Here is a 26081-nt window from a genome sequence, read left to right as displayed (position 1 = left end):
CCTCCATGAGGGACGCCCCTTACGTGTGTCCCGTCACAGTCGCCCCAGGACGACGACTGGGCCGCCGCTGCGGGCGGCATCACCGGCGACTCCGCGACCTCTTGACTTGGTTAGTGATTGAGTACTAACTTTCTTCGCATGGTCAGGATGAGCGCAGAAGAGAGGCGTGAGAGCGTCATTCGCGCGGCGATCTCGGAGTTCGCGCAGAACGGCTACCACGGCACCTCCACCGAGGCGATCGCCAAGCGGGTGGGTGTCTCGCAGCCGTATCTCTTCCGGCTCTTCCCGGGCAAGAAGGCGATCTTCCTCGCGGCGACCGAGCGCTGCATGCAGGACATGCGGCGGATGTTCGAGGAGGCCGCCGAAGGGCTGGAGGGCGAGGAGGCCCACGACGCCATGGGGGAGGCGTACGCGCGGCTGATCTCCGAACAGCCCGAGCGGCTCCGCATGCAGTTGCAGACCTTCCTCGCGGTCGCGGTCGCCGAGGCGTCGGGCGACCACGAGTTCGGCGAGATGGTCCGCAGGGGCTGGATGGAGATCTGGGACAGCGTCCACCTGCCGCTGGGGGCCGACACCGACGCGACCACGTCCTTCATGGCGTACGGGATGCTCATCAACACCCTCGCCGCCATGGGGTTCCCGGCCGAACATCGGGTGTGGGAGGGGTTCGACATCGCCCCCCGCGTGCGGCAGGAGACCGAGGACTCCTAGGCCTGCCTTCGGGTCGGCCCGAAGGGCGGCGAAATCAGGCCCTCTCACACCCAAAGAAGTTATTGACCAATAACTAACCGACTCGTCGCACACTCATTCACAACTCAGTGCTCACTCCTTGGGGAAGCGATGTCACAGCACACAGCGGAACGTCGCGGAGGGACCGCCTGGGCCCTCGCCATCACCAGCGTCGCCGGATTCATGGCGGCACTCGACAACCTCGTCGTCACCACCGCCCTGCCCTCGATCCGCGAGGACCTCGGCGGGGCACTGCACGACCTCGAATGGACCGTGAGCGCCTACACGCTCACCTTCGCGGTCCTGCTCATGTTCGGTGCCGCCCTCGGCGACCGCTTCGGCCGCCGCCGCCTGTTCATGGCCGGCATCGCCGTCTTCACCGCGGCCTCGGCCGCCGCGGCCATGGCCCCCGGCATCGACTCCCTGATCGCCGCCCGCGCGGTCCAGGGCGCCGGCGCGGCCGTCATGATGCCGCTGACGCTCACCCTGCTGACGGCGGCCGTACCGGCGGAACGGCGCGGCATGGCGTACGGCATCTGGGGTGCCGTGAACGGACTCGCGGTGGCCTCCGGACCGCTGGTCGGCGGCAGCCTCACCGAGCACATCTCCTGGCAGTGGATCTTCTGGCTGAACGTTCCGCTGGGCCTGGCCCTGCTGCCGCTCGCCCGGCTCCGCCTCGCCGAGTCCTACGGCACCGGCGCCCCACTCGACCTCCCCGGCACCCTGCTCGCCAGCGGCGGCCTCTTCGGGCTCGTCTACGGCCTGGTACGCGGCCCGGTCGACGGCTGGACGGGCCCGGTGGTCATGACCAGTCTGTTCGCCGGGTCGGCGCTGCTCGTCGGCTTCGTGCTCTACAGCACCCGCGCCAAGAACCCCATGCTTCCGATGCGGCTGTTCCGCTCCCGGGCCTTCGCCGGCATCAACGCGGCGAGCCTGATGATGTTCCTCGGCATGTTCGGCTCGATCTTCCTGCTCAGCCAGTACATGCAGGGCGTCCTCGGCTACTCGCCCACCGAGGCGGGGCTCCGCATGCTGCCCTGGACGGGGATGCCGATGCTCGTCGCGCCCGTCGCGGGCATCCTCTCCGACCGCATAGGCGGCCGACCGGTCGTCGCCGCGGGCCTCTTCCTCCAGGCGGCGGGCCTCGGACAGCTGGCCTTCGTGGCCACCGCCGACGCCTCCTACGCCGCGCAGCTGCCCGCCCTCGTCACCAGCGGCGTCGGCATGGCCCTGTTCTTCGCCCCCGCGTCCAGCCTCGTGATGTCCAGCGTCCGCGCCGGGGAACAGGGCATCGCCTCCGGCGCCAACAACGCGCTGCGCGAGGTCGGCGGTGCGCTCGGCATCGCCGTCATGGCGTCCATCTTCTCGGCGCGGGGCGGCTACGAGTCCGGCCAGGCCTTCGTCGAAGGGCTGCGCCCGGCGCTGTTCACGGGCTCGGCGGTCGTCGCCCTCGCCGGGGTGGCCGCGCTGCTGATCCCGACCAGGCGGGGCGCGGCACACACGGCGGCCGGGGAGGTGCCGAAGCTACTGCCGGAACCGGCCGCCCGCTGACGACCCACGATCCAGCACAAGCCCGCCCGACCAAAGGGACATCCGTAGGAACCCAGAAGGAGGAGCCATGCCCACCCTTCCCTGGACCACCCCGAACCCGGCACCGACCGGCGTCGAGGTCCACGTGTTCGCCTCCCGCTTCGAGACCCGCACCCTGTGGGGGGCGCTGAAGTTCCTCGTAGGCACGCCGGCCGTGTGGCGGCAGGTGAGCCGGGCGCCCGGCGCGTACGGGGCGACGCTCAGGGCGAAGCCGCTGAGCCGGACCTTCTGGACGCTGTCCGCCTGGGAGTCACCGGCGGCCCTCAAGGAGTTCGCCCGCTCCGGAGCCCACTCACCGGCCTCGCGGAACCTGTCCGGCCAGATGCGCGACTCGAAGTTCGTCAGCTGGCAGGTGAGGAGCGACGAACTGCCGCTCGACTGGGACGACGCGATCCGCCGCCTCACGTGACCTCGCGCGCGTACGGCCCCGCTTCGCCGACGGGACCGTACGCGCGCGTGCCGGGGCTGTCGGTGCCGTCTCGTAGTCTTGGGCCCGTGCAGGAACTCCACGACGCCCCCCTCGGCCCGCTGACCACCTTCCGGCTGGGCGGCCCCGCGACCCGGCTGGTCACCGCCACGACCGACGCCGAGGTGATCGCCGCCGTCCGCGACGCCGACGCGACCGGCACGCCGCTGCTGATCATCGGCGGCGGATCGAACCTGGTCATCGGCGACAAGGGCTTCGAGGGCACCGCCCTGCGCATCGCCACCCGCGGCGTCGAGCTCACCGGCACCCGCCTGGAGCTGGCCGCCGGCGAGGTGTGGACCGACGCCGTCGCCCGCACCGTAGAGGCCGGACTCGCCGGCATCGAATGCCTGTCGGGCATCCCGGGCTCGGCGGGCGCGACCCCCATCCAGAACGTGGGGGCGTACGGCCAGGAGGTCTCCTCGACGATCACCGAGGTGATCGCGTACGACCGCGGGTCGGGCGAGACGGTCACCCTGCGGAACGAGGAGTGCGACTTCTCCTACCGCCACAGCCGCTTCAAGGCCGACCCCGAGCGGTACGTCGTGCTGCGCGTCCGCTTCGAGCTGGAGGACGCGGACGGGCTGTCGGCGCCGATCAAGTACGCCGAGACGGCCCGCGCCCTGGGCGTGGAGCCCGGCGACCGGGTGCCGCTCGCCGACGCCCGGGAGACCGTGCTGAAGCTGCGGGCGGGCAAGGGCATGGTGCTGGACCCCGAGGACCACGACACCTGGTCGGCCGGGTCCTTCTTCACCAACCCGATCCTCACGGCGGAGCAGTTCGCCGCGTTCCACGCGCGCGTGAAGGAGCGCCTCGGCGCCGACGCGGAACCGCCCGCCTACCCGGCGGGGGAGGGGCGTACGAAGACGTCCGCGGCCTGGCTCATCGACAGGGCGGGCTTCACCAAGGGCTACGGCAGCGGTCCGGCCCGCATCTCCACCAAGCACACGCTCGCGCTCACCAACCGGGGCGGGGCCACGACGGAGGACCTGCTGGCGCTGGCCCGCGATGTGGTGTCCGGCGTCCGCGAGGCCTTCGGGATCACGCTGGTCAACGAGCCGGTGATGGTCGGCGTGAGCCTGTGAGGCGGTAGCGCGAGGGCGTGACGGTGACCGGCGTCTCTTGCGACCGGCGTCGGGGTGCCCGCGGGGTGGGTCGCGCGGCCCGGCGCTACGGGGTTGCCGCCCGCGCCCACCCGTGCGGCCCGCATGCCCGCGGCGTGCGACGTGCCGCCGCCCGGCTGTACCGCCGCTCGGCTGTCCGGCGTTGTCCGGTTGCCCGGCGTTGGCGTGACCGCGGGGTGGGTCGCGCGGCCCGGCGCTCTCGGGTTGCCGCCCGCGCCCACCCGTGCCGCCCCAGCGGCACGACTGCCCGCGGCTTGCCCGCGTGGGATGGGTGGGGCGGAATGGGCCACCGGCCCGCAGTCGCGTACGGCGGGAAGGGGACGTGTCGGGGGGTGTCCGCCCGCAGCGGTTGGCGCGTCAACGCCCCGCACTTATGTAAGCAACCGATTCCGCGCCGTTCCGAGGACGGACACCCCCCGGCGCGGCCCCGACCCACCCACCGAACCGACAGCGCAACGCACGCCACCACCGCACCCGCACAGGCCGCCGCAGGCACCCGCACAACCGCCGGAGGCACCCCCAGCCGCCCCGCCCCACCCCCTCAGCTCGTCAGCCAGGCGTCCACCCCCGCCAACAGCTCCCCCTTCACCGCTTCCGGCGCCGCCGACCCCCGTACCGACTGGCGGGCCAGTTCCGCCAGTTCCGCGTCCGAGAAGCCGTGATGCTGCCGGGCCATCTCGTACTGCGCCGCCAGACGCGAGCCGAACAGCAGCGGATCGTCCGCGCCCAGCGCCAACGGCACACCCGCCTCGAACAGCCGCCGCAACGGCACGTCCTCCGGCTTCTCGTACACCCCCAGCGCCACGTTCGACGCCGGACACACCTCGCACGTCACGCCCCGGTCCGCCAGCCGCTTCAGCAGTCGCGGATCATCCGCCGCCCGCACCCCGTGCCCGATCCGATGCGCCCCCAGGTCGTCCAGACAGTCCCGCACGGACGCCGGCCCGCTCAGCTCACCCCCGTGCGGCGCCGACAGCAGCCCGCCCTCGCGCGCGATCGCGAACGCCCGGTCGAAGTCCCGCGCCATCCCGCGCCGCTCGTCGTTGGAGAGCCCGAAGCCGATGACGCCCCGGTCCGCGTACCGCACCGCCAGCCGCGCCAGCGTCCGCGCGTCCAGCGGATGTTTCATGCGGTTCGCGGCCACGAGCACCCGCATCCCGAGCCCCGTGTCCCGCGCCGCGGTCTCCACCGCGTCCAGGATGATCTCCAGCGCCGAGACCAGCCCACCCAGCCGCGGCGCGTACGACGTCGGGTCGACCTGGATCTCCAGCCACCGGGAGCCGTCCCGCAGATCCTCCTCGGCGGCCTCCCGCACCAGCCGCTGGATGTCCTCCGGCTCCCGCAGGCACGAGCGCGCCGCGTCGTACAGCCGCTGGAAGCGGAACCAGCCCCGCTCGTCCGTCGCCCGCAGCTGCGGCGGCTCGCCACTCTTCAGGGCCTCGCTCAGCGTGTCCGGCAGACGGACGCCGTACTTGTCGGCCAGCTCCAGCACCGTCCCCGGCCGCATCGATCCGGTGAAGTGCAGGTGCAGATGGGCCTTCGGCAGCTCAGAGAGATCACGTACACGCTCCATTCCAGGATCCTGCCGTACGTGTCCGCCGTCCCGGTAGCGGTTTCCCCGTTAGTGGTCTTGCTCGCACAAACGAATGGGACCACCTCCGAGGATTCGGAGGTGGTCCCATGGCGGGAGGCGGACGTCAGTCCCGGGCCTCCGCCAGCAGCTTCTGGATACGGCTCACGCCCTCGACGAGGTCCTCGTCCCCGAGCGCGTACGACAGCCGCAGGTACCCGGGCGTACCGAACGCCTCACCGGGAACGACCGCGACCTCGACCTCTTCGAGGATCAGCGCGGCCAGCTCGACCGTGTCCCGCGGACGCTTGCCGCGGATCTCCTTGCCGAGCAGCTCCTTGACCGACGGGTACGCGTAGAACGCCCCCTCCGGCTCCGGGCAGACCACGCCGTCGATCTCGTTGAGCATCCGCACGATGGTCCTGCGGCGCCGGTCGAAGGCCTCCCGCATCGTCGCGACGGCGTCCAGGTCGCCGGACACGGCGGCGAGGGCCGCGGCCTGGGCGACGTTGGAGACGTTGGACGTGGCGTGCGACTGGAGGTTCGTCGCGGCCTTGACGACGTCCTTGGGGCCGATGATCCAGCCGACGCGCCAGCCGGTCATGGCGTACGTCTTGGCGACACCGTTGACGACGACGCACTTGTCGCGCAGCTCGGGCAGGAGCGCGGGCAGCGACGTGAAGGTGGCGTCGCCGTACACGAGGTGCTCGTAGATCTCGTCGGTCAGCACCCACAGCCCGTGCTCGACGGCCCAGCGGCCGATCGCCTCGGCGTCGGCCCGGCTGTAGACGGCGCCGGTCGGGTTCGACGGCGAGACGAACAGGACGACCTTGGTCTTCTCGGTGCGGGCGGCCTCCAGCTGCTCCACCGACACCCGGTAGCCGGTGGTCTCGTCGGCGACGACCTCCACGGGGACACCGCCGGCGAGCCGGATCGACTCGGGGTACGTCGTCCAGTACGGGGCCGGGACGATGACCTCGTCGCCCGGGTCGAGGATCGCGGCGAACGCCTCGTAGATCGCCTGCTTGCCGCCGTTGGTCACCAGGATCTGGGACGGGTCCACCTCGTAGCCGGAGTCGCGCAGCGTCTTCGCGGCGATCGCGGCCTTCAGCTCGGGCAGACCGCCGGCCGGCGTGTAGCGGTGGTACTTCGGGTTCTTGCAGGCCTCGATCGCGGCCTCGACGATGTAGTCCGGGGTCGGGAAGTCGGGCTCACCGGCGCCGAAGCCGATCACCGGACGCCCGGCGGCCTTGAGGGCCTTGGCCTTGGCGTCCACGGCGAGGGTGGCGGACTCGGAGATCGCGCCGACTCGGGCGGAGACCCGGCGCTCGGTGGGAGGGGTTGCAGCGCTCATGGGGCCCATCGTTTCAGACCGGAAACTCCAGCGGCACGGGGGTTTCACAGACTGAACAGGACCGGGCAAAGGCCGGAACATCAGTCCGTATCCACCGCGTGTTCACCGCGGCCCACCCTCGCGCACAGGGCGATCTTCCGCCAACCTGCGGCCCGCCGGGCCCGTTCGAGGGGCCGCGCCGCCGCTTTCTGTTCGACGCCCGGCCCCGGAACACGTACACTCTCACCTCGTTGGCCTTCAGCGGGTCGCGCTCATCCGGTGCACACCAAGCATCCGGGTGTATGCGGTACGTTGGTGGACACACAAAGGGTCGTAGCTCAATTGGTAGAGCACTGGTCTCCAAAACCAGCGGTTGGGGGTTCAAGTCCCTCCGGCCCTGCTACACACACCTTCGCCAGGATGTGTGCGCATGTACGTACAGCAATGCACCGCCGTGCGGCTCAGACCGGGCGCGGCACGGCCACGACCCGGAATCAGGTGAGGACGAGTGACGGACGCCGTGGGCTCCATCGACATGCCTGATGCCCAGGACGAGGCGCCGGACTCCAAGAAGAAGTCCCGCAAGGGCGGCAAGCGGGCCAAGAAGGGCCCCCTGAAGCGCCTGGCGCTCTTCTACCGCCAGATCGTCGCGGAACTCCGCAAGGTCGTCTGGCCGACTCGCAACCAGCTCACGACGTACACGACCGTGGTGATCATCTTCGTGGTCATCATGATCGGCCTGGTGACCGTGATTGACTATGGGCTCAGCAACGCAGCCAAGTACGTCTTCGGCTGAGTGCCCAGCGAAGAGCGCCGAGGTACCCGGCGCTCCTTTCGCATGTTCCACCCCTATGTATCCAGGAAGAAGCAGCCACCGTGTCTGACCCGAACGTGAACGACGCCATCGAGCCTGTCGAGTCCGTCGAGGACGAGCTCGACGCCGTCGAGGGCGCGGACAGCGAGGACACCGAGGCCTCCGCGGAGGTCGAGGCTGCCGACGCCGTCGCGGACGAGCCCGCCGAGGCCGAGACCGAAGAGGCCGACGAGGCCGCCGCCGAGGCCGCCGAAGAGGAGTCCGAGGCCGAGCCCGAGGACGAGCGCGACCCGGTCGAGAAGCTCCGCGACGAACTGCGGGTCCTGCCCGGCGAGTGGTACGTCATCCACACGTACGCCGGTTACGAGAACCGCGTGAAGACGAACCTGGAGCAGCGCGCCGTCTCGCTGAACGTCGAGGACTACATCTTCCAGGCCGAGGTGCCGCAGGAAGAGGTCGTCCAGATCAAGAACGGCGACCGCAAGACCATCAAGCAGAACAAGCTCCCGGGCTACGTCCTCGTCCGCATGGACCTGACGAACGAGTCCTGGGGCGTCGTCCGCAACACCCCCGGCGTCACCGGCTTCGTGGGCAACGCCTACGACCCGTACCCGCTGACCCTGGACGAGATCGTCAAGATGCTCGCGCCGGAGGCGGAGGAGAAGGCCGCCCGCGAGGCCGCCGAGGCCGAGGGCAAGCCTGCTCCGCAGCGCAAGGTCGAGGTCCAGGTGCTGGACTTCGAGGTGGGCGACTCGGTCACCGTCACCGACGGCCCGTTCGCCACGCTGCAGGCGACCATCAACGAGATCAACCCGGACTCGAAGAAGGTCAAGGGTCTCGTCGAGATCTTCGGCCGCGAGACCCCGGTCGAGCTGTCCTTCGACCAGATCCAGAAGAACTGACGTCTTCCGGACTCACCGCTTCCGAGTAGGTCAGGCAGGCTCTCGCAGCCGGTCTGACCTGCTCGGTTTTTAGCCGCGCATGGATACCCGTTATCGTTGTGCGGTATGCCTCCGTCCGGATGATCCGGACGGGTAGGCGGAAAAACTCTCACTAGGACCCGGAGAGAGCACATGCCTCCCAAGAAGAAGAAGGTCACGGGGCTCATCAAGCTCCAGATCCAGGCCGGTGCCGCCAACCCGGCTCCGCCGGTCGGCCCCGCGCTGGGCCAGCACGGCGTGAACATCATGGAGTTCTGCAAGGCGTACAACGCCGCGACCGAGTCGCAGCGTGGCTGGGTGATCCCGGTGGAGATCACGGTCTACGAGGACCGTTCCTTCACCTTCATCACCAAGACGCCGCCGGCCGCCAAGATGATCCTCAAGGCCGCGGGTGTGGAGAAGGGCTCCGGCGAGCCGCACAAGACCAAGGTCGCGAAGATCACGCGCGACCAGGTCCGCGAGATCGCCACCACCAAGATGCCCGACCTCAACGCCAACGACCTGGACGCCGCCGAGAAGATCATCGCCGGCACCGCCCGTTCCATGGGCGTCACGGTCGAGGGCTGACCTCACCCCGTCACCAAGCAGAAGTGTGGAAGGGCCTGCTCGGCCCGGACCACGACTCCTAAGAATCCACAGGAGCAGTAGTGAGCAAGCGCAGCAAGTCCCTTCGCGCTGCGGACGCCAAGATCGACCGGGAGAAGCTGTACGCCCCGCTCGAGGCCGTCCGTCTGGCCAAGGAGACCTCCACGACCAAGTTCGACGGCACCGTCGAGGTCGCCTTCCGTCTGGGTGTCGACCCGCGCAAGGCCGACCAGATGGTCCGTGGCACCGTGAACCTTCCGCACGGCACCGGTAAGACCGCCCGGGTCCTGGTCTTCGCGACCGGTGACCGTGCCGAGGCCGCGCGTGCCGCGGGCGCCGACATCGTCGGCGCCGACGAGCTGATCGACGAGGTGTCGAAGGGCCGTCTGGACTTCGACGCCGTTGTCGCCACCCCGGACCTCATGGGCAAGGTCGGCCGCCTCGGCCGCGTGCTCGGTCCGCGTGGTCTGATGCCGAACCCGAAGACGGGCACCGTGACGCCGGACGTCACCAAGGCCGTCAACGACATCAAGGGCGGCAAGATCGAGTTCCGCGTCGACAAGCACTCGAACCTGCACTTCATCATCGGCAAGGTGTCCTTCGACGACACCAAGCTGGTGGAGAACTACGGCGCCGCGCTGGAGGAGATCCTCCGTCTGAAGCCGTCCGCCGCCAAGGGTCGTTACATCAAGAAGGCCGCCATCACCACCACGATGGGCCCCGGCATTCCGCTCGACCCGAACCGCACCCGCAACCTCCTCGTCGAGGAGGACCCGGCCGCGGTCTGAGCCTGAGGCTCACCTCGTCGGACGACGGGCCCCGCACCTTCGGGTGCGGGGCCCGTTCCCTTTCCCCGCTTCACCGGTATCCGGGTTCGCGGCCCTGCGGGGGCGTTCTGCGCCGTTCGTGACGTGCCGGGTGGCCCGCCGGCGGGCGGGAGGGTGCGGCGGCGCCCAGAGGCGCCGTTGGAGCGGATTTGCTTGACAGCGATGCGGTCACGTACTCTCCTAACGAAGCCAAAGACCGCTGGTCGTTGCCGTGCGCTCGTCAGAGGGCGCGGTGGCCGAAGGATCCGCTGAACTGCGGACGACCCGCGCAGGTGACTGTGGAAGAACTCCCGGAGTGCGCTCGTGAAAGCGTGCGTGCGCCCGGTCGAGTCCGCCCCGTGCGCCTGCGCCGGGGCGTTTCGTTTTCCCTCAGTCCTCCTTCGGGTCCGCGCGGTCCGAATCACCCGGAAGGAGGCCGAGGCTCTATGGCGAGGCCCGACAAGTCCGCCGCGGTTGCCGAGCTGACGGACAAGTTCCGCAGCTCCAACGCCGCCGTGCTGACCGAGTACCGCGGTCTCACCGTGGCGCAGCTCAAGCAGCTGCGCCGGTCGCTCGGTGAGAACGCCCAGTACGCCGTGGTGAAGAACACGCTGACCAAGATTGCGGCCAACGAGGCCGGGATCACGACGCTGGACGACCAGTTCAATGGTCCGACGGCTGTCGCCTTCATCACCGGTGACCCGGTGGAGTCGGCGAAGGGTCTGCGCGACTTCGCCAAGGACAACCCGAATCTCGTCATCAAGGGCGGTGTCCTTGACGGCAAGGCGCTGTCCGCCGACGAGATCAAGAAGCTTGCGGACCTCGAGTCCCGCGAGGTTCTGCTCTCCAAGCTGGCGGGTGCCATGAAGGGCAAGCAGTCCCAGGCTGCCGCGCTCTTCCAGGCTCTCCCGTCGAAGCTCGTCCGCACCGTGGACGCCCTTCGTGCCAAGCAGGCAGAGCAGGGCGGTGCCGAGTAATTCGGCTCGCTTTCCGATCCTCGCCGCATGAGGTGAGGGTCGATGCGGGCCCGACGTACGCCCGCCTCACCCAGTACATCCGGCACCTGCCGATTTAGTGGAAGGACCGCCATCATGGCGAAGCTCAGCCAGGAAGACCTGCTCGCGCAGTTCGAGGAGATGACCCTCATCGAGCTCTCCGAGTTCGTGAAGGCCTTCGAGGAGAAGTTCGACGTCACCGCCGCCGCCCCGGCCGCCGTCGTCGCCGCCGCCCCGGGTGCCCCGGGTGCGGGCGCCGAGGCCGCCGAGGAGAAGGACGAGTTCGACGTCATCCTCACCGGCGCCGGCGACAAGAAGATCCAGGTCATCAAGGTCGTGCGTGAGCTGACCTCCCTGGGCCTGAAGGAGGCCAAGGACCTCGTCGACGGCACCCCGAAGCCGGTCCTGGAGAAGGTCGCCAAGGACGCCGCGGAGAAGGCCGCCGAGGCCCTCAAGGGCGCCGGCGCCTCCGTCGAGGTCAAGTAAGACCTTCCGGGTTCCGCTGGACCTGTAACGCCTCAGCACCGCAGAGCGATCATCCATCCGGGTGGTCGCTCTGCGGCGTTTCCGGGGCCCGGCGGCGGCTGCCTTGCACCTGTGGCGGTGCGGAGTAAGGTGATCTTCGTTGTGCCTCCGCGGGCCGGGAAGCCACCGGGCGGCAACCAGTTTGGGCAAGGGGGCCCTTGACGAACCGGACGCAGCGCGCGATTCTCAGGACGCGTCGCCAGAAGGATCCGAATCCGAGGCATGGATCGGCGACGAAGAGGGCAGTATCACCGTGCGTTGAGGGCAGGGCCTTGTCGCAGGAGTTGAGAACAACGAGGGTCTCGCAAACCCGCACTGGACATCAGTGTGCCAAGTGGCTACACTGACCCTTTGCGCTGCCTGTTAGCTGCCCCCTGCCCGTCACCAGGGGTCTGCCCTCGCCACAGCACCGACGAAAAGATCGTCTCTGACCTGGGACATTTGTCTGTGCATCGGTGAGGGGCCGGTACGCGCGTAGTGAGTCCGAGCCCTCGGAAGGACCCCCTCTTGGCCGCCTCGCGCAACGCCTCGACCGCGAATACGAACAACGCCGCCAGCACCGCCCCGCTGCGCATCTCTTTTGCAAAGATCAAGGAGCCCCTCGAGGTTCCGAACCTTCTCGCGCTGCAAACCGAGAGCTTCGACTGGCTGCTCGGCAACGACGCGTGGAAGGCTCGCGTCGAGGAGGCTCTCGAGAACGGGCAGGACGTCCCCACCAAGTCCGGTCTGGAGGAGATCTTCGAGGAGATCTCCCCGATCGAGGACTTCAGCGGGTCGATGTCGCTGACCTTCCGCGACCACCGTTTCGAGCCGCCGAAGAACTCGATCGACGAGTGCAAGGAGCGCGACTTCACGTACGCGGCTCCGCTGTTCGTCACGGCCGAGTTCACGAACAACGAGACCGGCGAGATCAAGTCCCAGACGGTCTTCATGGGCGACTTCCCGCTCATGACCAACAAGGGCACCTTCGTCATCAACGGCACCGAGCGTGTCGTCGTGTCGCAGCTGGTCCGTTCGCCGGGTGTCTACTTCGACTCCTCCATCGACAAGACGTCCGACAAGGACATCTTCTCCGCCAAGATCATCCCGTCCCGGGGTGCCTGGCTGGAGATGGAGATCGACAAGCGCGACATGGTCGGTGTCCGCATCGACCGCAAGCGCAAGCAGTCCGTCACCGTCCTCCTGAAGGCGCTCGGCTGGACCACCGAGCAGATCCTCGAGGAGTTCGGCGAGTACGAGTCCATGCGCGCCACCCTGGAGAAGGACCACACCCAGGGCCAGGACGACGCGCTCCTCGACATCTACCGCAAGCTGCGCCCGGGCGAGCCCCCGACGCGCGAGGCGGCGCAGACCCTGCTCGAGAACCTCTACTTCAACCCGAAGCGCTACGACCTCGCGAAGGTCGGCCGCTACAAGGTGAACAAGAAGCTCGGCGCGGACGAGCCGCTGGACGCCGGTGTGCTCACCACCGACGACATCATCGCCACCATCAAGTACCTGGTGAAGCTGCACGCCGGTGAGACCGAGACGATCGGCGAGTCCGGCCGCTCGATCATCGTCGAGACCGACGACATCGACCACTTCGGCAACCGTCGTATCCGCAGCGTCGGCGAGCTGATCCAGAACCAGGTCCGTACGGGTCTCGCCCGTATGGAGCGCGTCGTGCGCGAGCGCATGACCACCCAGGACGTCGAGGCGATCACGCCGCAGACCCTGATCAACATCCGGCCGGTCGTCGCCTCCATCAAGGAGTTCTTCGGCACCAGCCAGCTGTCCCAGTTCATGGACCAGAACAACCCGCTGTCGGGCCTGACGCACAAGCGTCGTCTCAACGCCCTCGGCCCGGGTGGTCTGTCCCGTGAGCGGGCCGGCTTCGAAGTCCGTGACGTGCACCCCTCGCACTACGGCCGCATGTGCCCGATCGAGACGCCGGAAGGCCCGAACATCGGTCTGATCGGCTCGCTGGCCTCCTACGGGCGGGTCAACGCGTTCGGTTTCATCGAGACGCCGTACCGCAAGGTCGTCGACGGCCAGGTCACCGACGACGTCGACTACCTGACCGCCGACGAGGAGGACCGCTTCGTCATCGCGCAGGCCAACGCGCCGCTGACCGACGACATGCGGTTCGCCGAGGCCCGCGTCCTGGTCCGCCGCCGTGGCGGCGAGGTCGACTACGTCGCCGGTGACGACGTGGACTACATGGACGTCTCGCCGCGCCAGATGGTGTCGGTCGCGACCGCCATGATCCCGTTCCTGGAGCACGACGACGCCAACCGTGCCCTCATGGGCGCGAACATGATGCGTCAGGCCGTGCCGCTGATCCAGTCCGAGGCGCCGCTCGTCGGCACCGGCATGGAGTACCGCTCCGCGGTCGACGCCGGCGACGTGGTCAAGGCCGAGAAGGACGGTGTGGTCCAGGAGGTCTCCGCGGACTACATCACCACCGCCAACGACGACGGCACGTACATCACGTACCGCCTGGCGAAGTTCTCGCGCTCCAACCAGGGCACCTCGGTCAACCAGAAGGTCATCGTCAACGAGGGTGACCGGATCATCACCGGCCAGGTCCTCGCCGACGGTCCCGCCACGCAGAACGGCGAGATGGCGCTCGGCAAGAACCTGCTGGTGGCGTTCATGCCGTGGGAGGGTCACAACTACGAGGACGCGATCATCCTGTCGCAGCGCCTCGTGCAGGACGACGTCCTCTCCTCGATCCACATCGAGGAGCACGAGGTCGACGCCCGTGACACCAAGCTCGGCCCCGAGGAGATCACCCGGGACATCCCGAACGTCTCCGAGGAGGTCCTCGCCGACCTCGACGAGCGCGGCATCATCCGCATCGGTGCCGAGGTCGTCGCCGGCGACATCCTCGTCGGCAAGGTCACGCCCAAGGGTGAGACCGAGCTGACCCCCGAGGAGCGCCTGCTCCGCGCGATCTTCGGTGAGAAGGCCCGCGAGGTCCGTGACACCTCGCTGAAGGTGCCGCACGGCGAGATCGGCAAGGTCATCGGCGTCCGCGTCTTCGACCGCGAAGAGGGCGACGAGCTGCCGCCGGGCGTGAACCAGCTGGTCCGTGTCTACGTGGCGCAGAAGCGCAAGATCACCGACGGTGACAAGCTCGCCGGCCGGCACGGCAACAAGGGTGTCATCTCCAAGATCCTGCCGATCGAGGACATGCCGTTCCTGGAGGACGGCACCCCCGTCGACATCATCCTCAACCCGCTGGGTGTGCCGTCCCGAATGAACCCGGGACAGGTCCTGGAGATCCACCTCGGCTGGCTCGCCAGCCAGGGCTGGGACGTCTCCGGCCTCGCGGACGAGTGGGCCCAGCGCCTCCAGGTCATCGGCGCCGACCAGGTCGACCCGCGTACCAACGTGGCCACCCCGGTCTTCGACGGTGCCCGCGAGGACGAGCTCGCCGGTCTGCTGGAGCACACCATCCCGAACCGCGACGGCGACCGCATGGTCCTCCCGTCCGGCAAGGCGCGGCTGTTCGACGGCCGCAGCGGTGAGCCGTTCCCGGACCCGATCTCGGTCGGCTACATGTACATCCTGAAGCTGCACCACCTGGTCGACGACAAGCTGCACGCCCGCTCGACCGGTCCGTACTCGATGATCACCCAGCAGCCGCTGGGTGGTAAGGCCCAGTTCGGTGGCCAGCGCTTCGGTGAGATGGAGGTGTGGGCGCTGGAGGCTTACGGCGCCGCGTACGCCCTCCAGGAGCTGCTGACCATCAAGTCCGACGACGTGACCGGCCGCGTGAAGGTCTACGAGGCCATCGTCAAGGGCGAGAACATCCCTGAGCCCGGCATCCCCGAGTCCTTCAAGGTGCTCATCAAGGAGATGCAGTCCCTGTGCCTCAACGTGGAGGTGCTGTCCTCGGACGGCATGTCCATCGAGATGCGCGACACCGACGAGGACGTCTTCCGCGCTGCGGAGGAGCTTGGCATCGACCTGTCCCGGCGTGAGCCGAGCAGCGTCGAAGAGGTCTGACGGGAGTTCGGCCGGGCTCGTCATGAGCCCGGCCGGCCCCAGGACCCCCGTATCAGACCCCATGACTTACAACCCTGAGAGGGATTGACGCATAGTGCTCGACGTCAACTTCTTCGACGAGCTCCGGATCGGTCTGGCCACCGCTGACGACATCCGTCAGTGGAGCCACGGCGAGGTCAAGAAGCCCGAGACGATCAACTACCGCACGCTCAAGCCCGAAAAGGACGGACTCTTCTGCGAGAAGATCTTCGGTCCGACCCGGGACTGGGAGTGCTACTGCGGCAAGTACAAGCGTGTCCGCTTCAAGGGCATCATCTGCGAGCGCTGTGGCGTCGAGGTCACGCGCGCCAAGGTGCGCCGTGAGCGGATGGGCCACATCGAGCTGGCCGCTCCCGTCACCCACATCTGGTACTTCAAGGGCGTCCCGTCGCGCCTGGGCTACCTGCTCGACCTGGCCCCGAAGGACCTGGAGAAGGTCATCTACTTCGCGGCGTACATGATCACGTACGTCGACGAGGAGCGCCGCACCCGCGACCTGCCCTCGCTGGAGGCCCACGTCTCCGTCGAGCGCCAGCAGATCGAGCAGCGCCGCGACGCCGACCTGGAGGCCCGCGCCAAGAAGCTCGAGACCGACCTGGCCGAGCTGGAGGCCGAGGGCGCCAAGGCCGACGTGCGCCGCAAGGTGCGCGAGGGTGCCGAGCGCGAGATGAAGCAGCTGCGCGACCGCGCCCAGCGCGAGATCGACCGTCTCGACGAGGTGTGGAACCGCTTCAAGAACCTCAAGGTCCAGGACCTGGAGGGCGACGAGCTGCTCTACCGCGAGCTGCGTGACCGCTTCGGCACGTACTTCGACGGTTCGATGGGTGCCGCGGCGCTGCAGAAGCGCCTGGAGTCCTTCGACCTGGACGAGGAGGCCGAGCGCCTCCGCGAGATCATCCGCACCGGCAAGGGCCAGAAGAAGACCCGCGCGCTCAAGCGCCTGAAGGTCGTCTCCGCGTTCCTGCAGACCAGCAACAGCCCCAAGGGCATGGTGCTCGACTGCGTGCCGGTCATCCCGCCGGACCTGCGTCCGATGGTGCAGCTCGACGGTGGCCGCTTCGCGACCTCCGACCTGAACGACCTGTACCGCCGCGTGATCAACCGGAACAACCGACTGAAGCGCCTTCTCGACCTCGGTGCGCCCGAGATCATCGTGAACAACGAGAAGCGCATGCTCCAGGAGGCCGTGGACGCGCTCTTCGACAACGGCCGTCGTGGCCGCCCGGTGACGGGCCCCGGCAACCGTCCGCTGAAGTCGCTGTCCGACATGCTCAAGGGCAAGCAGGGCCGCTTCCGTCAGAACCTGCTCGGTAAGCGTGTGGACTACTCCGCGCGTTCCGTGATCGTCGTCGGTCCGCAGCTGAAGCTGCACCAGTGCGGTCTGCCGAAGGCGATGGCGCTGGAGCTGTTCAAGCCGTTCGTGATGAAGCGCCTGGTCGACCTGAACCACGCGCAGAACATCAAGAGCGCCAAGCGCATGGTCGAGCGCGGCCGCACGGTCGTGTACGACGTGCTGGAAGAGGTCATCGCGGAGCACCCGGTTCTGCTGAACCGTGCGCCCACGCTGCACCGCCTCGGCATCCAGGCCTTCGAGCCGCAGCTGGTCGAGGGCAAGGCCATCCAGATCCACCCGCTCGTGTGCACCGCGTTCAACGCGGACTTCGACGGTGACCAGATGGCCGTGCACCTGCCGCTGTCCGCGGAGGCGCAGGCCGAGGCCCGCATCCTGATGCTGTCCTCGAACAACATCCTCAAGCCGGCCGACGGCCGCCCGGTGACGATGCCGACCCAGGACATGGTCCTCGGTCTGTTCTTCCTCACCACCGACGGCGAGATGCGCGAGCTCAAGGGCGAGGGCCGGTCCTTCGCCTCCGTCGCCGAGGCGATCATGGCCTTCGACGCGGGCGACCTGTCCCTCCAGTCGAGGATCGACATCCGCTTCCCGGTGGGCACCATCCCGCCGCGCGGGTGGACGCCGCCGGCGAGCGAGGAAGGGGACGACGCCGTCGGGGAGCGGGCGTGGCAGCAGGGTGACAGCTTCCGGCTGAACACCACGCTGGGCCGCGCGCTCTTCAACGAGCTGCTGCCCGAGGACTACCCGTTCGTCGACTACGAGGTCGGCAAGAAGCAGCTCTCCGAGATCGTCAACGACCTCGCCGAGCGCTACCCGAAGGTCATCGTGGCGGCGACGCTCGACAACCTGAAGGCGGCCGGCTTCTACTGGGCGACCCGTTCCGGCGTCACCGTGGCCATCTCCGACGTCGTCGTTCCCGAGGCGAAGAAGGAGATCGTCAAGGGCTACGAGGCGCAGGACGAGAAGGTCCAGAAGCAGTACGAGCGCGGTCTGATCACCAAGGACGAGCGCACGCAGGAGCTCATCGCGATCTGGACCAAGGCGACCAACGAGGTCGCCGAGGCGATGAACGACAACTTCCCGAAGACCAACCCGATCTTCATGATGGTGAACTCGGGTGCACGAGGCAACATGATGCAGATGCGTCAGATCGCCGGTATGCGTGGTCTGGTGTCGAACGCGAAGAACGAGACGATCCCGCGTCCGATCAAGGCGTCGTTCCGTGAGGGCCTGTCCGTGCTGGAGTACTTCATCTCCACGCACGGTGCCCGTAAGGGTCTGGCGGACACCGCTCTGCGTACCGCCGACTCGGGTTACCTCACCCGTCGTCTGGTCGACGTCTCCCAGGACGTCATCATCCGCGAGGAGGACTGTGGCACCGACCGCGGCCTCAAGCTCGACATCGCCGAGCGCGGCGCCGACGGCGTGCTGCGCAAGGCGGACAACGTCGAGACGTCCGTGTACGCGCGCTGCCTCGCCGAGGACATCGTCGTCGACGGCAAGGTGCTGGCCCCGGCCGGCACCGACCTGGGCGACGTCCTCATCGAGGAGCTCGTCAAGCACGGCGTCCAGACGGTCAAGACCCGCTCGGTCCTGACCTGCGAGTCCGCCGTCGGCACCTGCGCCATGTGCTACGGCCGCTCGCTGGCCACCGGCAAGCTGGTCGACATCGGTGAGGCGGTCGGCATCATCGCCGCCCAGTCCATCGGTGAGCCCGGTACCCAGCTGACGATGCGTACCTTCCACACCGGTGGTGTGGCCGGTGACGACATCACCCAGGGTCTGCCGCGTGTCGTCGAGCTCTTCGAGGCCCGTACCCCGAAGGGTGTCGCCCCGATCTCCGAGGCCTCCGGCCGCGTCCGGATCGAGGAGACCGAGAAGACCAAGAAGATCGTCGTCACCCCGGACGACGGCAGCGACGAGACGGCGTACCCGATCTCGAAGCGTGCCCGTCTCCTGGTCAGCGAGGGCGAGCACGTCGAGGTGGGCCAGAAGCTCACCGTGGGTGCCACCAACCCGCACGACGTGCTGCGCATCCTGGGCCAGCGTGCCGTCCAGGTCCACCTGGTCGGCGAGGTCCAGAAGGTCTACAACTCGCAGGGTGTGTCGATCCACGACAAGCACATCGAGATCATCATCCGGCAGATGCTGCGCCGTGTGACGATCATCGAGTCCGGCGACGCCGAGCTGCTGCCCGGCGAGCTGGTCGAGCGCTCGAAGTTCGAGACCGAGAACCGTCGTGTGGTCCAGGAGGGCGGTCACCCGGCCTCGGGTCGTCCGCAGCTCATGGGTATCACCAAGGCCTCGCTGGCGACCGAGTCGTGGCTGTCGGCGGCGTCCTTCCAGGAGACGACCAGGGTCCTCACGGACGCGGCGATCAACGCCAAGTCCGACTCCCTGATCGGCCTCAAGGAGAACGTCATCATCGGTAAGCTCATCCCGGCCGGTACGGGTCTGTCCCGCTACCGCAACATCCGGGTCGAGCCGACCGAGGAGGCCAAGGCCGCGATGTACTCGGCCGTGGGCTACGACGACATCGACTACTCGCCGTTCGGCACGGGCTCCGGCCAGGCCGTTCCGCTGGAGGACTACGACTACGGTCCGTACAACCAGTAAGGCGTAGGTCTGAACGACCGGAGGGCGGTCACCCTGGTGGGGTGGCCGCCCTCCGGCGTGCCCGGCTGTGTGACGGCCGTGTCACGAAGGGTGCTGTTCGCGCGGTGGGCGGAACCAAGCGGGGGTATGGGGCGTTCAAGTCTTCGAGAGCTATGTGGCCGGGCCCCGGGGAGGCAGCCGTGTCGTACCCGACACCGTGGCAGGGCAAGCCGTTGCAGGGACCGGGCGGGCCGCCGATGCTCGCGTCGCACGCGGACCGGGAGCGGGCCGTGGACGTGCTGCGGGCGGGGTACGGGGAGGGGCGGCTGGACCACCCCGAGTTCGAGAAGCGCGTCACGCGGGCCTACCAGGCCCGTACGGTGGCCGATCTGGCCGTGCTGGTCGCCGACCTGCCGCAGGGGCCCATGCCGCAGACGATGGCCGCGGTGGGGCCCGTGCCGCGGACGTTCCTGCCGGCGCCGCAGCCGAAGACGAACGGCAAGGCGATCGCGTCGATGGTCTGCGGGATCCTGTGCGTGGCCACCGGCGGGCTCACGGGTCTGCCGGCGGTGATCCTGGGTCACCTGGCCCAGTCGGAGATCCGCCGCACGGGCGAGGGCGGCGACGGCTTCGCCCTGACGGGCCTGGTGCTGGGCTGGCTGTCGGTGGCCGGCTGGGTGTTCTTCGCGGTTCTGATCGGGCTGGTGGCGGTGCTGGCGGGCTCGCCGGGCTGAGCAATTCGAAGATCATCAAGGGCGTGGGGTCTTGACATGCCTCGTTCGGCGAGGTGGGCGACGCCCATTTGTTTTGACCGCAGCCAATGAGGTAGGTACGCTCAGACCTTGTGCCTGGGGTGTGCCCTGGCCCTCGTGTGTGCCTTTGAACCGCACAGGGTCCGAGAGCGGCCACCGTAATCTGCGCCCTTTCCGTCGCTGCGGCGGGAGTCTGCCGGATTCGACACACCCGACCGCGTGGGTCGGCGACGTTCCAGGTTAGCTTCACCATTCGGCACACAGAAACCGGAGAAGTAGTGCCTACGATCCAGCAGCTGGTCCGCAAGGGCCGGCAGGACAAGGTCGAGAAGAACAAGACGCCCGCACTCGAGGGTTCCCCTCAGCGTCGTGGCGTCTGCACGCGTGTGTTCACGACCACCCCGAAGAAGCCGAACTCGGCCCTGCGTAAGGTCGCGCGTGTGCGTCTGACCAGCGGGATCGAGGTCACCGCTTACATTCCGGGTGAGGGACACAACCTGCAGGAGCACTCCATCGTGCTCGTGCGCGGCGGCCGTGTGAAGGACCTGCCGGGTGTTCGTTACAAGATCATCCGCGGCTCGCTCGACACCCAGGGTGTCAAGAACCGCAAGCAGGCTCGCAGCCGTTACGGCGCCAAGAAGGAGAAGTAAGAATGCCTCGTAAGGGCCCCGCCCCGAAGCGCCCGGTCATCATCGACCCGGTCTACGGTTCTCCTCTGGTGACCTCCCTGATCAACAAGGTGCTGCTGAACGGCAAGCGCTCCACCGCCGAGCGCATCGTCTACGGCGCCATGGAGGGCCTGCGCGAGAAGACCGGCAACGACCCGGTCATCACGCTGAAGCGCGCTCTTGAGAACATCAAGCCGACCCTCGAGGTCAAGTCCCGCCGTGTCGGTGGTGCCACCTACCAGGTCCCGGTCGAGGTCAAGCCCGGCCGTGCCAACACGCTGGCGCTGCGCTGGCTGGTCGGTTACTCCCGCGCCCGTCGCGAGAAGACCATGACCGAGCGTCTGCTCAACGAGCTCCTCGACGCCTCCAACGGCCTCGGTGCCGCTGTGAAGAAGCGCGAGGACACGCACAAGATGGCCGAGTCCAACAAGGCCTTCGCGCACTACCGCTGGTAGTCGCAGACCCCATCGAGACCGAGAGAAGACGAAAGCCTTATGGCTACCACTTCGCTTGACCTGGCCAAGGTGCGCAACATCGGCATCATGGCCCACATCGACGCGGGCAAGACGACCACCACCGAGCGGATCCTGTTCTACACCGGCGTTTCGTACAAGATCGGTGAGGTCCACGACGGCGCTGCCACCATGGACTGGATGGAGCAGGAGCAGGAGCGTGGCATCACGATCACCTCTGCTGCCACCACCTGCCACTGGCCGCTGGAAGACGTCGACCACACCATCAACATCATCGACACGCCGGGTCACGTCGACTTCACCGTTGAGGTGGAGCGCTCCCTGCGCGTGCTCGACGGTGCCGTGACGGTGTTCGACGGCGTCGCCGGCGTTGAGCCCCAGTCCGAGACGGTGTGGCGTCAGGCGGACCGCTACGGCGTTCCGCGCATCTGCTTCGTCAACAAGCTCGACCGGACCGGTGCCGAGTTCCACCGCTGCGTCGACATGATCAGCGACCGCCTGGGTGCGCAGCCGCTCGTCATGCAGCTGCCGATCGGTGCCGAGGCCGACTTCAAGGGCGTCATCGACCTCGTGACGATGAAGGCCCTGGTCTGGTCCGCCGAGGCCACCAAGGGCGAGATGTACGACACCGTCGACATCCCGGACACGCACGCCGAGGCTGCCGAGGAGTACCGCGGCAAGCTGCTCGAGGCCGTGGCCGAGAACGACGAGGAGCTGATGGAGCTGTACCTGGAGGGCACCGAGCCCTCCGTGGAGCAGCTGTACGCGGCGATCCGTCGTATCACCATCGCGTCCGGCAAGGGCGGCGGCACGACCGTCACCCCCGTGTTCTGCGGCACCGCGTTCAAGAACAAGGGCGTCCAGCCCCTGCTCGACGCGGTCGTGCGCTACCTGCCGTCCCCGGTCGACATCGAGGCCATCGAGGGCCACGACGTCAAGGACCCGGAGACGGTCGTCACGCGCAAGCCGTCGGACGACGAGCCCCTCGCCGCGCTGGCGTTCAAGATCATGAGCGACCCGCACCTCGGCAAGCTCACCTTCGTCCGCGTGTACTCCGGCCGTCTGGAGTCCGGCACCCAGGTGCTGAACTCCGTGAAGGGCAAGAAGGAGCGCATCGGCAAGATCTACCGCATGCACGCGAACAAGCGTGAGGAGATCGAGTCGGTGGGCGCCGGTGACATCGTCGCCGTCATGGGCCTGAAGCAGACCACCACCGGTGAGACGCTGTCCGACGACAAGAGCCCGGTGATCCTGGAGTCCATGGACTTCCCGGCGCCGGTCATCCAGGTCGCCATCGAGCCCAAGTCCAAGGGCGACCAGGAGAAGCTGGGTGTGGCCATCCAGCGTCTCGCGGAGGAGGACCCCTCCTTCCAGGTTCACTCGGACGAGGAGACCGGCCAGACCATCATCGGTGGTATGGGCGAGCTGCACCTCGAGGTGCTGGTCGACCGTATGCGCCGTGAGTTCAAGGTCGAGGCCAACGTCGGTAAGCCGCAGGTCGCGTACCGTGAGACGATCCGCAAGTCGGTCGAGAAGGTCGAGTTCACCCACAAGAAGCAGACGGGTGGTACCGGCCAGTTCGCTCGCGTGATCATCGCGATCGAGCCGATCGAGGGCGGCGACGCCTCGTACGAGTTCGTCAACAAGGTCACCGGTGGTCGTATCCCGAAGGAGTACATCCCTTCGGTCGACGCCGGCTGCCAGGAGGCCATGCAGTTCGGCATCCTCGCCGGTTACGAGATGACCGGTGTGCGCGTGACGCTGCTCGACGGTGCCTACCACGAGGTGGACTCCTCCGAGCTCGCGTTCAAGATCGCCGGCTCGCAGGCCTTCAAGGAGGCCGCGCGCAAGGCTTCGCCCGTGCTCCTCGAGCCGATGATGGCCGTAGAGGTCACCACGCCCGAGGACTACATGGGTGACGTCATCGGCGACATCAACTCCCGCCGTGGCCAGATCCAGGCCATGGAGGAGCGGGCGGGTGCCCGCGTCGTGAAGGGCCTCGTGCCCCTGTCGGAGATGTTCGGCTACGTCGGCGACCTCCGCAGCAAGACGTCGGGTCGCGCAAGCTACTCGATGCAGTTCGACTCCTACGCCGAGGTTCCGCGGAACGTCGCCGAGGAGATCATCGCGAAGGCCAAGGGCGAGTAACGGACCGCGCGTCCACGCCGTAGGCTTGACCCCGGAGCCTGCAGGGGGCGTTTCACCGCGAACTCGGTGAAACGCCTCGGGCCCGGGCATTCCAGCAAAGATCACCTGGCGCCGATGAGTAAGGCGTACAGAACCACTCCACAGGAGGACCCCAGTGGCGAAGGCGAAGTTCGAGCGGACTAAGCCGCACGTCAACATCGGCACCATCGGTCACATCGACCACGGTAAGACGACCCTCACGGCCGCCATTACCAAGGTGCTGCACGACAAGTACCCGGACCTGAACGAGGCCTCGGCCTTCGACCAGATCGACAAGGCTCCTGAGGAGCGTCAGCGCGGTATCACCATCTCCATCGCGCACGTCGAGTACCAGACGGAGGCGCGTCACTACGCCCACGTCGACTGCCCGGGTCACGCGGACTACATCAAGAACATGATCACCGGTGCCGCCCAGATGGACGGTGCCATCCTCGTGGTCGCCGCCACCGACGGCCCCATGCCGCAGACCAAGGAGCACGTGCTCCTGGCCCGCCAGGTCGGCGTTCCGTACATCGTCGTCGCCCTGAACAAGGCCGACATGGTGGACGACGAGGAGATCCTGGAGCTCGTCGAGCTCGAGGTGCGTGAGCTCCTCTCCGAGTACGAGTTCCCGGGCGACGACGTTCCCGTCGTCAAGGTCTCGGCGCTCAAGGCGCTCGAGGGCGACAAGGAGTGGGGCGACTCCGTCCTGGAGCTCATGAACGCCGTCGACACCGCGATTCCGGAGCCGGAGCGCGACGTCGACAAGCCGTTCCTCATGCCGATCGAGGACGTCTTCACCATCACCGGTCGCGGTACGGTCGTCACCGGCCGCATCGAGCGTGGTGTCCTCAAGGTCAACGAGACCGTCGACATCATCGGCATCAAGACCGAGAAGACCACCACCACGGTCACCGGCATCGAGATGTTCCGCAAGCTGCTCGACGAGGGCCAGGCCGGTGAGAACGTCGGTCTGCTCCTCCGTGGCATCAAGCGCGAGGACGTCGAGCGCGGCCAGGTCATCATCAAGCCCGGTTCGGTCACGCCGCACACCGAGTTCGAGGCCCAGGCCTACATCCTGTCCAAGGACGAGGGTGGCCGCCACACGCCGTTCTTCAACAACTACCGTCCGCAGTTCTACTTCCGGACGACGGACGTGACCGGCGTGGTGACCCTCCCCGAGGGCACCGAGATGGTCATGCCGGGTGACAACACCGAGATGAAGGTGGAGCTCATCCAGCCCGTCGCCATGGAAGAGGGCCTGAAGTTCGCCATCCGTGAGGGTGGCCGGACCGTGGGCGCCGGCCAGGTCACCAAGATCAACAAGTGAGCTTGCTGATCTGACCTGGTAGCCAGCGAGCACCGGGAGGGGCCCGCACGACTTCGGTCGTGCGGGCCCTTTCGCATGCCCGGCCCCGTCTCCGGCGGCTATTGCATGTTCTGCAGGTGCGGATGGTCGTACGACGTCGTGCAGACGTAGAGCTGGAGGCAGTAGCCGCGGCCGATGTTGAGGTGGGTGTCGTGGGCCGTGTCCGTGCCGGTGTCCTCGACCGGCCGCCAGCTTCCGCTGCCGCCGTCCCACTCGCTGCCGTCGATGGTGAGCAGCGGCCGGACCTCGCCGCCGCACTCGGCGCACGTCATCGGGAACGGGTCGGAGAAGCTCCACGGCGCGTGCCCGCCGACCTTGCAGCCGGGCGCCACGCCGAGGTCGGACTGGTACGCGAGTTCCTGGTCGTCCTCCCAGGCGCCGATGCGGTCGGCCAGTTCCCCGGGGAGTTCGTGCGGCGCGGGGTATTCGGTGACCGGCTCCGGGTGCAGCACGCAGGGCTCGGGCAGGTAGTCGTCGTTCCCCACGACCGGCGGCCCGGGGACGTCGTCGAGCGGGTCGGTGACGTCGGCGGCGGTGCGCCAGCGCAGTTCGGTGCGCGGGAGGTAGTCGCCGACGTGGTCGTAGGGGCACCACAGGACCTGGAGCAGGTCGGTGCCGGCGGGGCGGGGCAGGCCGGGCACGTCCCTGGCGTAGAGCTGGGCCACGGGGATCAGCGGAGAGGGACCCTCGACGGGTACGCGCCGGTCCTCGGACGCGCGGTCCACGACCTCCCGCTCCTCGGCGGTCAGCAGGTCCGTACCGGCGGGGCGGGGGCGGGCCCACGCCTCGGCGAGGATGCCGCGCCGCTGCCGGATCTCCTCGGGCACGACACCGCGCTGCCAGGGTTCACCGTGGTCGGGACAGACGGGCCAGGGCTCGTCGGCGGGCCACAGCAGCGGACCGCCGACCGAGCTGTCCGCCGCGGTCGGGTCGCCCGCCCGGGGGTGCAGCCGGACAGTGGTGCGAGCCAGCGGCGCGAGCTCGGGGAACGGCGCGGTGACGTCGAGGGGCCGGGGCGGTGTCGTGCGGGTCATGATCGGCAGCGTATGGGGCGGGGGCCGTGCGGCCCAGCCGCGCTCCGGAGGCGAACCGGCCCCCTCCGCTTGATCGTTGGATTTCTCACCCGTCGGTACAGCCGTTGGGCGGGGGTGAGAGTCTGACCGACTGAAGATCCGCCGACCGCCGAGAGTGAGC

20 protein-coding genes and 1 tRNA gene are annotated in these 26081 nt (G+C 68.2%); 18 read left to right on the top strand and 3 right to left on the bottom strand.

Annotated features, from left to right (window positions below; all coding sequences use genetic code 11):
- Window positions 1–138 precede the first annotated feature (138 nt).
- The 4 genes from QC282_RS10285 to QC282_RS10270 all read left to right on the top strand — a co-directional run bounded on the left by QC282_RS10285 (window position 139) and on the right by QC282_RS10270 (window position 3870).
- The gene (locus tag QC282_RS10285; RefSeq protein ID WP_279548941.1) at window positions 139–711 is read left to right on the top strand and encodes a helix-turn-helix domain containing protein; all 573 of its coding nucleotides are present in this window, start codon (window positions 139–141) and stop codon (window positions 709–711) included.
- 129 nt (window positions 712–840) lie between these two features.
- The gene (locus tag QC282_RS10280) at window positions 841–2280 is read left to right on the top strand and encodes an MFS transporter (protein ID WP_279548940.1); all 1440 of its coding nucleotides are present in this window, start codon (window positions 841–843) and stop codon (window positions 2278–2280) included.
- A 67-nt stretch (window positions 2281–2347) separates the two neighbouring features.
- Complete coding sequence (locus QC282_RS10275) at window positions 2348–2728, top strand: DUF3291 domain-containing protein (protein WP_279548939.1); 381 nt, start codon at window positions 2348–2350, stop codon at window positions 2726–2728.
- 86 nt (window positions 2729–2814) lie between these two features.
- A complete protein-coding gene (locus QC282_RS10270) occupies window positions 2815–3870 on the top strand; it encodes a UDP-N-acetylmuramate dehydrogenase (protein ID WP_279548938.1) in 1056 nt (351 codons plus the stop codon).
- Between the two features lie 580 nt (window positions 3871–4450).
- Here the strand turns inward: QC282_RS10270 and QC282_RS10265 are convergent.
- Complete coding sequence (locus tag QC282_RS10265) at window positions 4451–5482, bottom strand: adenosine deaminase (protein WP_279548937.1); 1032 nt, start codon at window positions 5480–5482, stop codon at window positions 4451–4453.
- A gap of 124 nt (window positions 5483–5606) precedes the next feature.
- Entirely contained in the window at window positions 5607–6833 is a 1227-nt protein-coding gene (locus QC282_RS10260; RefSeq protein WP_279548936.1) for a pyridoxal phosphate-dependent aminotransferase, read from the bottom strand.
- Window positions 6834–7139: 306 nt separating this feature from the next.
- Here QC282_RS10260 and QC282_RS10255 point away from each other — a divergent pair.
- The 14 genes from QC282_RS10255 (at window position 7140) to tuf (ending at window position 24848) form a co-directional block, all read left to right on the top strand.
- Window positions 7140–7212: transfer RNA gene (locus QC282_RS10255), tRNA-Trp, on the top strand.
- 108 nt (window positions 7213–7320) lie between these two features.
- Entirely contained in the window at window positions 7321–7608 is a 288-nt protein-coding gene (gene secE, locus QC282_RS10250; protein WP_279548935.1) for a preprotein translocase subunit SecE, read from the top strand.
- An 80-nt stretch (window positions 7609–7688) separates the two neighbouring features.
- Window positions 7689–8528, top strand: coding sequence for a transcription termination/antitermination protein NusG (nusG, locus tag QC282_RS10245; protein ID WP_279548934.1), 840 nt, complete (start codon window positions 7689–7691; stop codon window positions 8526–8528).
- 171 nt (window positions 8529–8699) lie between these two features.
- The gene (gene rplK, locus QC282_RS10240; RefSeq protein ID WP_006130605.1) at window positions 8700–9134 is read left to right on the top strand and encodes a 50S ribosomal protein L11; all 435 of its coding nucleotides are present in this window, start codon (window positions 8700–8702) and stop codon (window positions 9132–9134) included.
- An 80-nt stretch (window positions 9135–9214) separates the two neighbouring features.
- Window positions 9215–9940, top strand: a complete 726-nt coding sequence (gene rplA / locus QC282_RS10235; RefSeq protein ID WP_279548933.1) for a 50S ribosomal protein L1 — start codon at window positions 9215–9217, stop codon at window positions 9938–9940.
- 464 nt (window positions 9941–10404) lie between these two features.
- Window positions 10405–10935 carry a 50S ribosomal protein L10 gene (gene rplJ / locus QC282_RS10230; protein WP_279548932.1) on the top strand — a complete coding sequence of 177 codons (531 nt, stop codon included), beginning with the start codon at window positions 10405–10407 and terminating at the stop codon, window positions 10933–10935.
- A 114-nt stretch (window positions 10936–11049) separates the two neighbouring features.
- A complete protein-coding gene (rplL, locus tag QC282_RS10225) occupies window positions 11050–11439 on the top strand; it encodes a 50S ribosomal protein L7/L12 (RefSeq protein WP_279548931.1) in 390 nt (129 codons plus the stop codon).
- A gap of 546 nt (window positions 11440–11985) precedes the next feature.
- Window positions 11986–15471, top strand: a complete 3486-nt coding sequence (gene rpoB, locus QC282_RS10220) for a DNA-directed RNA polymerase subunit beta (protein WP_279548930.1) — start codon at window positions 11986–11988, stop codon at window positions 15469–15471.
- Between the two features lie 94 nt (window positions 15472–15565).
- A complete protein-coding gene (locus QC282_RS10215; RefSeq protein WP_279548929.1) occupies window positions 15566–19480 on the top strand; it encodes a DNA-directed RNA polymerase subunit beta' in 3915 nt (1304 codons plus the stop codon).
- 179 nt (window positions 19481–19659) lie between these two features.
- Entirely contained in the window at window positions 19660–20193 is a 534-nt protein-coding gene (locus QC282_RS10210; protein WP_279548928.1) for a DUF1707 and DUF4190 domain-containing protein, read from the top strand.
- A 296-nt stretch (window positions 20194–20489) separates the two neighbouring features.
- Window positions 20490–20861, top strand: a complete 372-nt coding sequence (gene rpsL / locus QC282_RS10205; protein ID WP_003948652.1) for a 30S ribosomal protein S12 — start codon at window positions 20490–20492, stop codon at window positions 20859–20861.
- A 2-nt stretch (window positions 20862–20863) separates the two neighbouring features.
- Window positions 20864–21334, top strand: coding sequence for a 30S ribosomal protein S7 (gene rpsG, locus QC282_RS10200; RefSeq protein ID WP_003998848.1), 471 nt, complete (start codon window positions 20864–20866; stop codon window positions 21332–21334).
- Between the two features lie 39 nt (window positions 21335–21373).
- The gene (gene fusA / locus QC282_RS10195) at window positions 21374–23500 is read left to right on the top strand and encodes an elongation factor G (protein ID WP_279548927.1); all 2127 of its coding nucleotides are present in this window, start codon (window positions 21374–21376) and stop codon (window positions 23498–23500) included.
- Between the two features lie 154 nt (window positions 23501–23654).
- On the top strand, window positions 23655–24848 hold the full coding sequence (gene tuf, locus QC282_RS10190) for an elongation factor Tu (RefSeq protein ID WP_279548926.1): 1194 nt from the start codon (window positions 23655–23657) through the stop codon (window positions 24846–24848).
- 98 nt (window positions 24849–24946) lie between these two features.
- Here tuf and QC282_RS10185 read toward each other — a convergent pair whose 3' ends face one another.
- Complete coding sequence (locus QC282_RS10185; protein ID WP_279548925.1) at window positions 24947–25921, bottom strand: hypothetical protein; 975 nt, start codon at window positions 25919–25921, stop codon at window positions 24947–24949.
- Window positions 25922–26081 lie beyond the last annotated feature (160 nt).

The sequence above is a fragment of the Streptomyces sp. DH24 genome (assembly GCF_029813775.1).
Taxonomy (GTDB): Bacteria; Actinomycetota; Actinomycetes; order Streptomycetales; family Streptomycetaceae; genus Streptomyces.
Note: the sequence above shows the minus strand (reverse complement) of the source record. Positions and strands in the feature narration are given on the sequence as shown.

What these genes read in the sequence shown, in the direction of transcription:
- QC282_RS10285 (WP_279548941.1), top strand. Translation starts at nt 139, where the DNA reads ATGGTCAGGATGAGCGCAGAAGAGAGGCGTGAGAGCGTCATTCGCGCG.
- QC282_RS10280 (WP_279548940.1), top strand. Translation starts at nt 841, where the DNA reads ATGTCACAGCACACAGCGGAACGTCGCGGAGGGACCGCCTGGGCCCTC.
- QC282_RS10275 (WP_279548939.1), top strand. Translation starts at nt 2,348, where the DNA reads ATGCCCACCCTTCCCTGGACCACCCCGAACCCGGCACCGACCGGCGTC.
- QC282_RS10265 (WP_279548937.1), bottom strand. Translation starts at nt 5,482, where the DNA reads ATGGAGCGTGTACGTGATCTCTCTGAGCTGCCGAAGGCCCATCTGCAC.
- QC282_RS10260 (WP_279548936.1), bottom strand. Translation starts at nt 6,833, where the DNA reads ATGAGCGCTGCAACCCCTCCCACCGAGCGCCGGGTCTCCGCCCGAGTC.
- rplK (WP_006130605.1), top strand. Translation starts at nt 8,700, where the DNA reads ATGCCTCCCAAGAAGAAGAAGGTCACGGGGCTCATCAAGCTCCAGATC.
- rplJ (WP_279548932.1), top strand. Translation starts at nt 10,405, where the DNA reads ATGGCGAGGCCCGACAAGTCCGCCGCGGTTGCCGAGCTGACGGACAAG.
- rplL (WP_279548931.1), top strand. Translation starts at nt 11,050, where the DNA reads ATGGCGAAGCTCAGCCAGGAAGACCTGCTCGCGCAGTTCGAGGAGATG.
- rpsG (WP_003998848.1), top strand. Translation starts at nt 20,864, where the DNA reads ATGCCTCGTAAGGGCCCCGCCCCGAAGCGCCCGGTCATCATCGACCCG.
- fusA (WP_279548927.1), top strand. Translation starts at nt 21,374, where the DNA reads ATGGCTACCACTTCGCTTGACCTGGCCAAGGTGCGCAACATCGGCATC.
- QC282_RS10185 (WP_279548925.1), bottom strand. Translation starts at nt 25,921, where the DNA reads ATGACCCGCACGACACCGCCCCGGCCCCTCGACGTCACCGCGCCGTTC.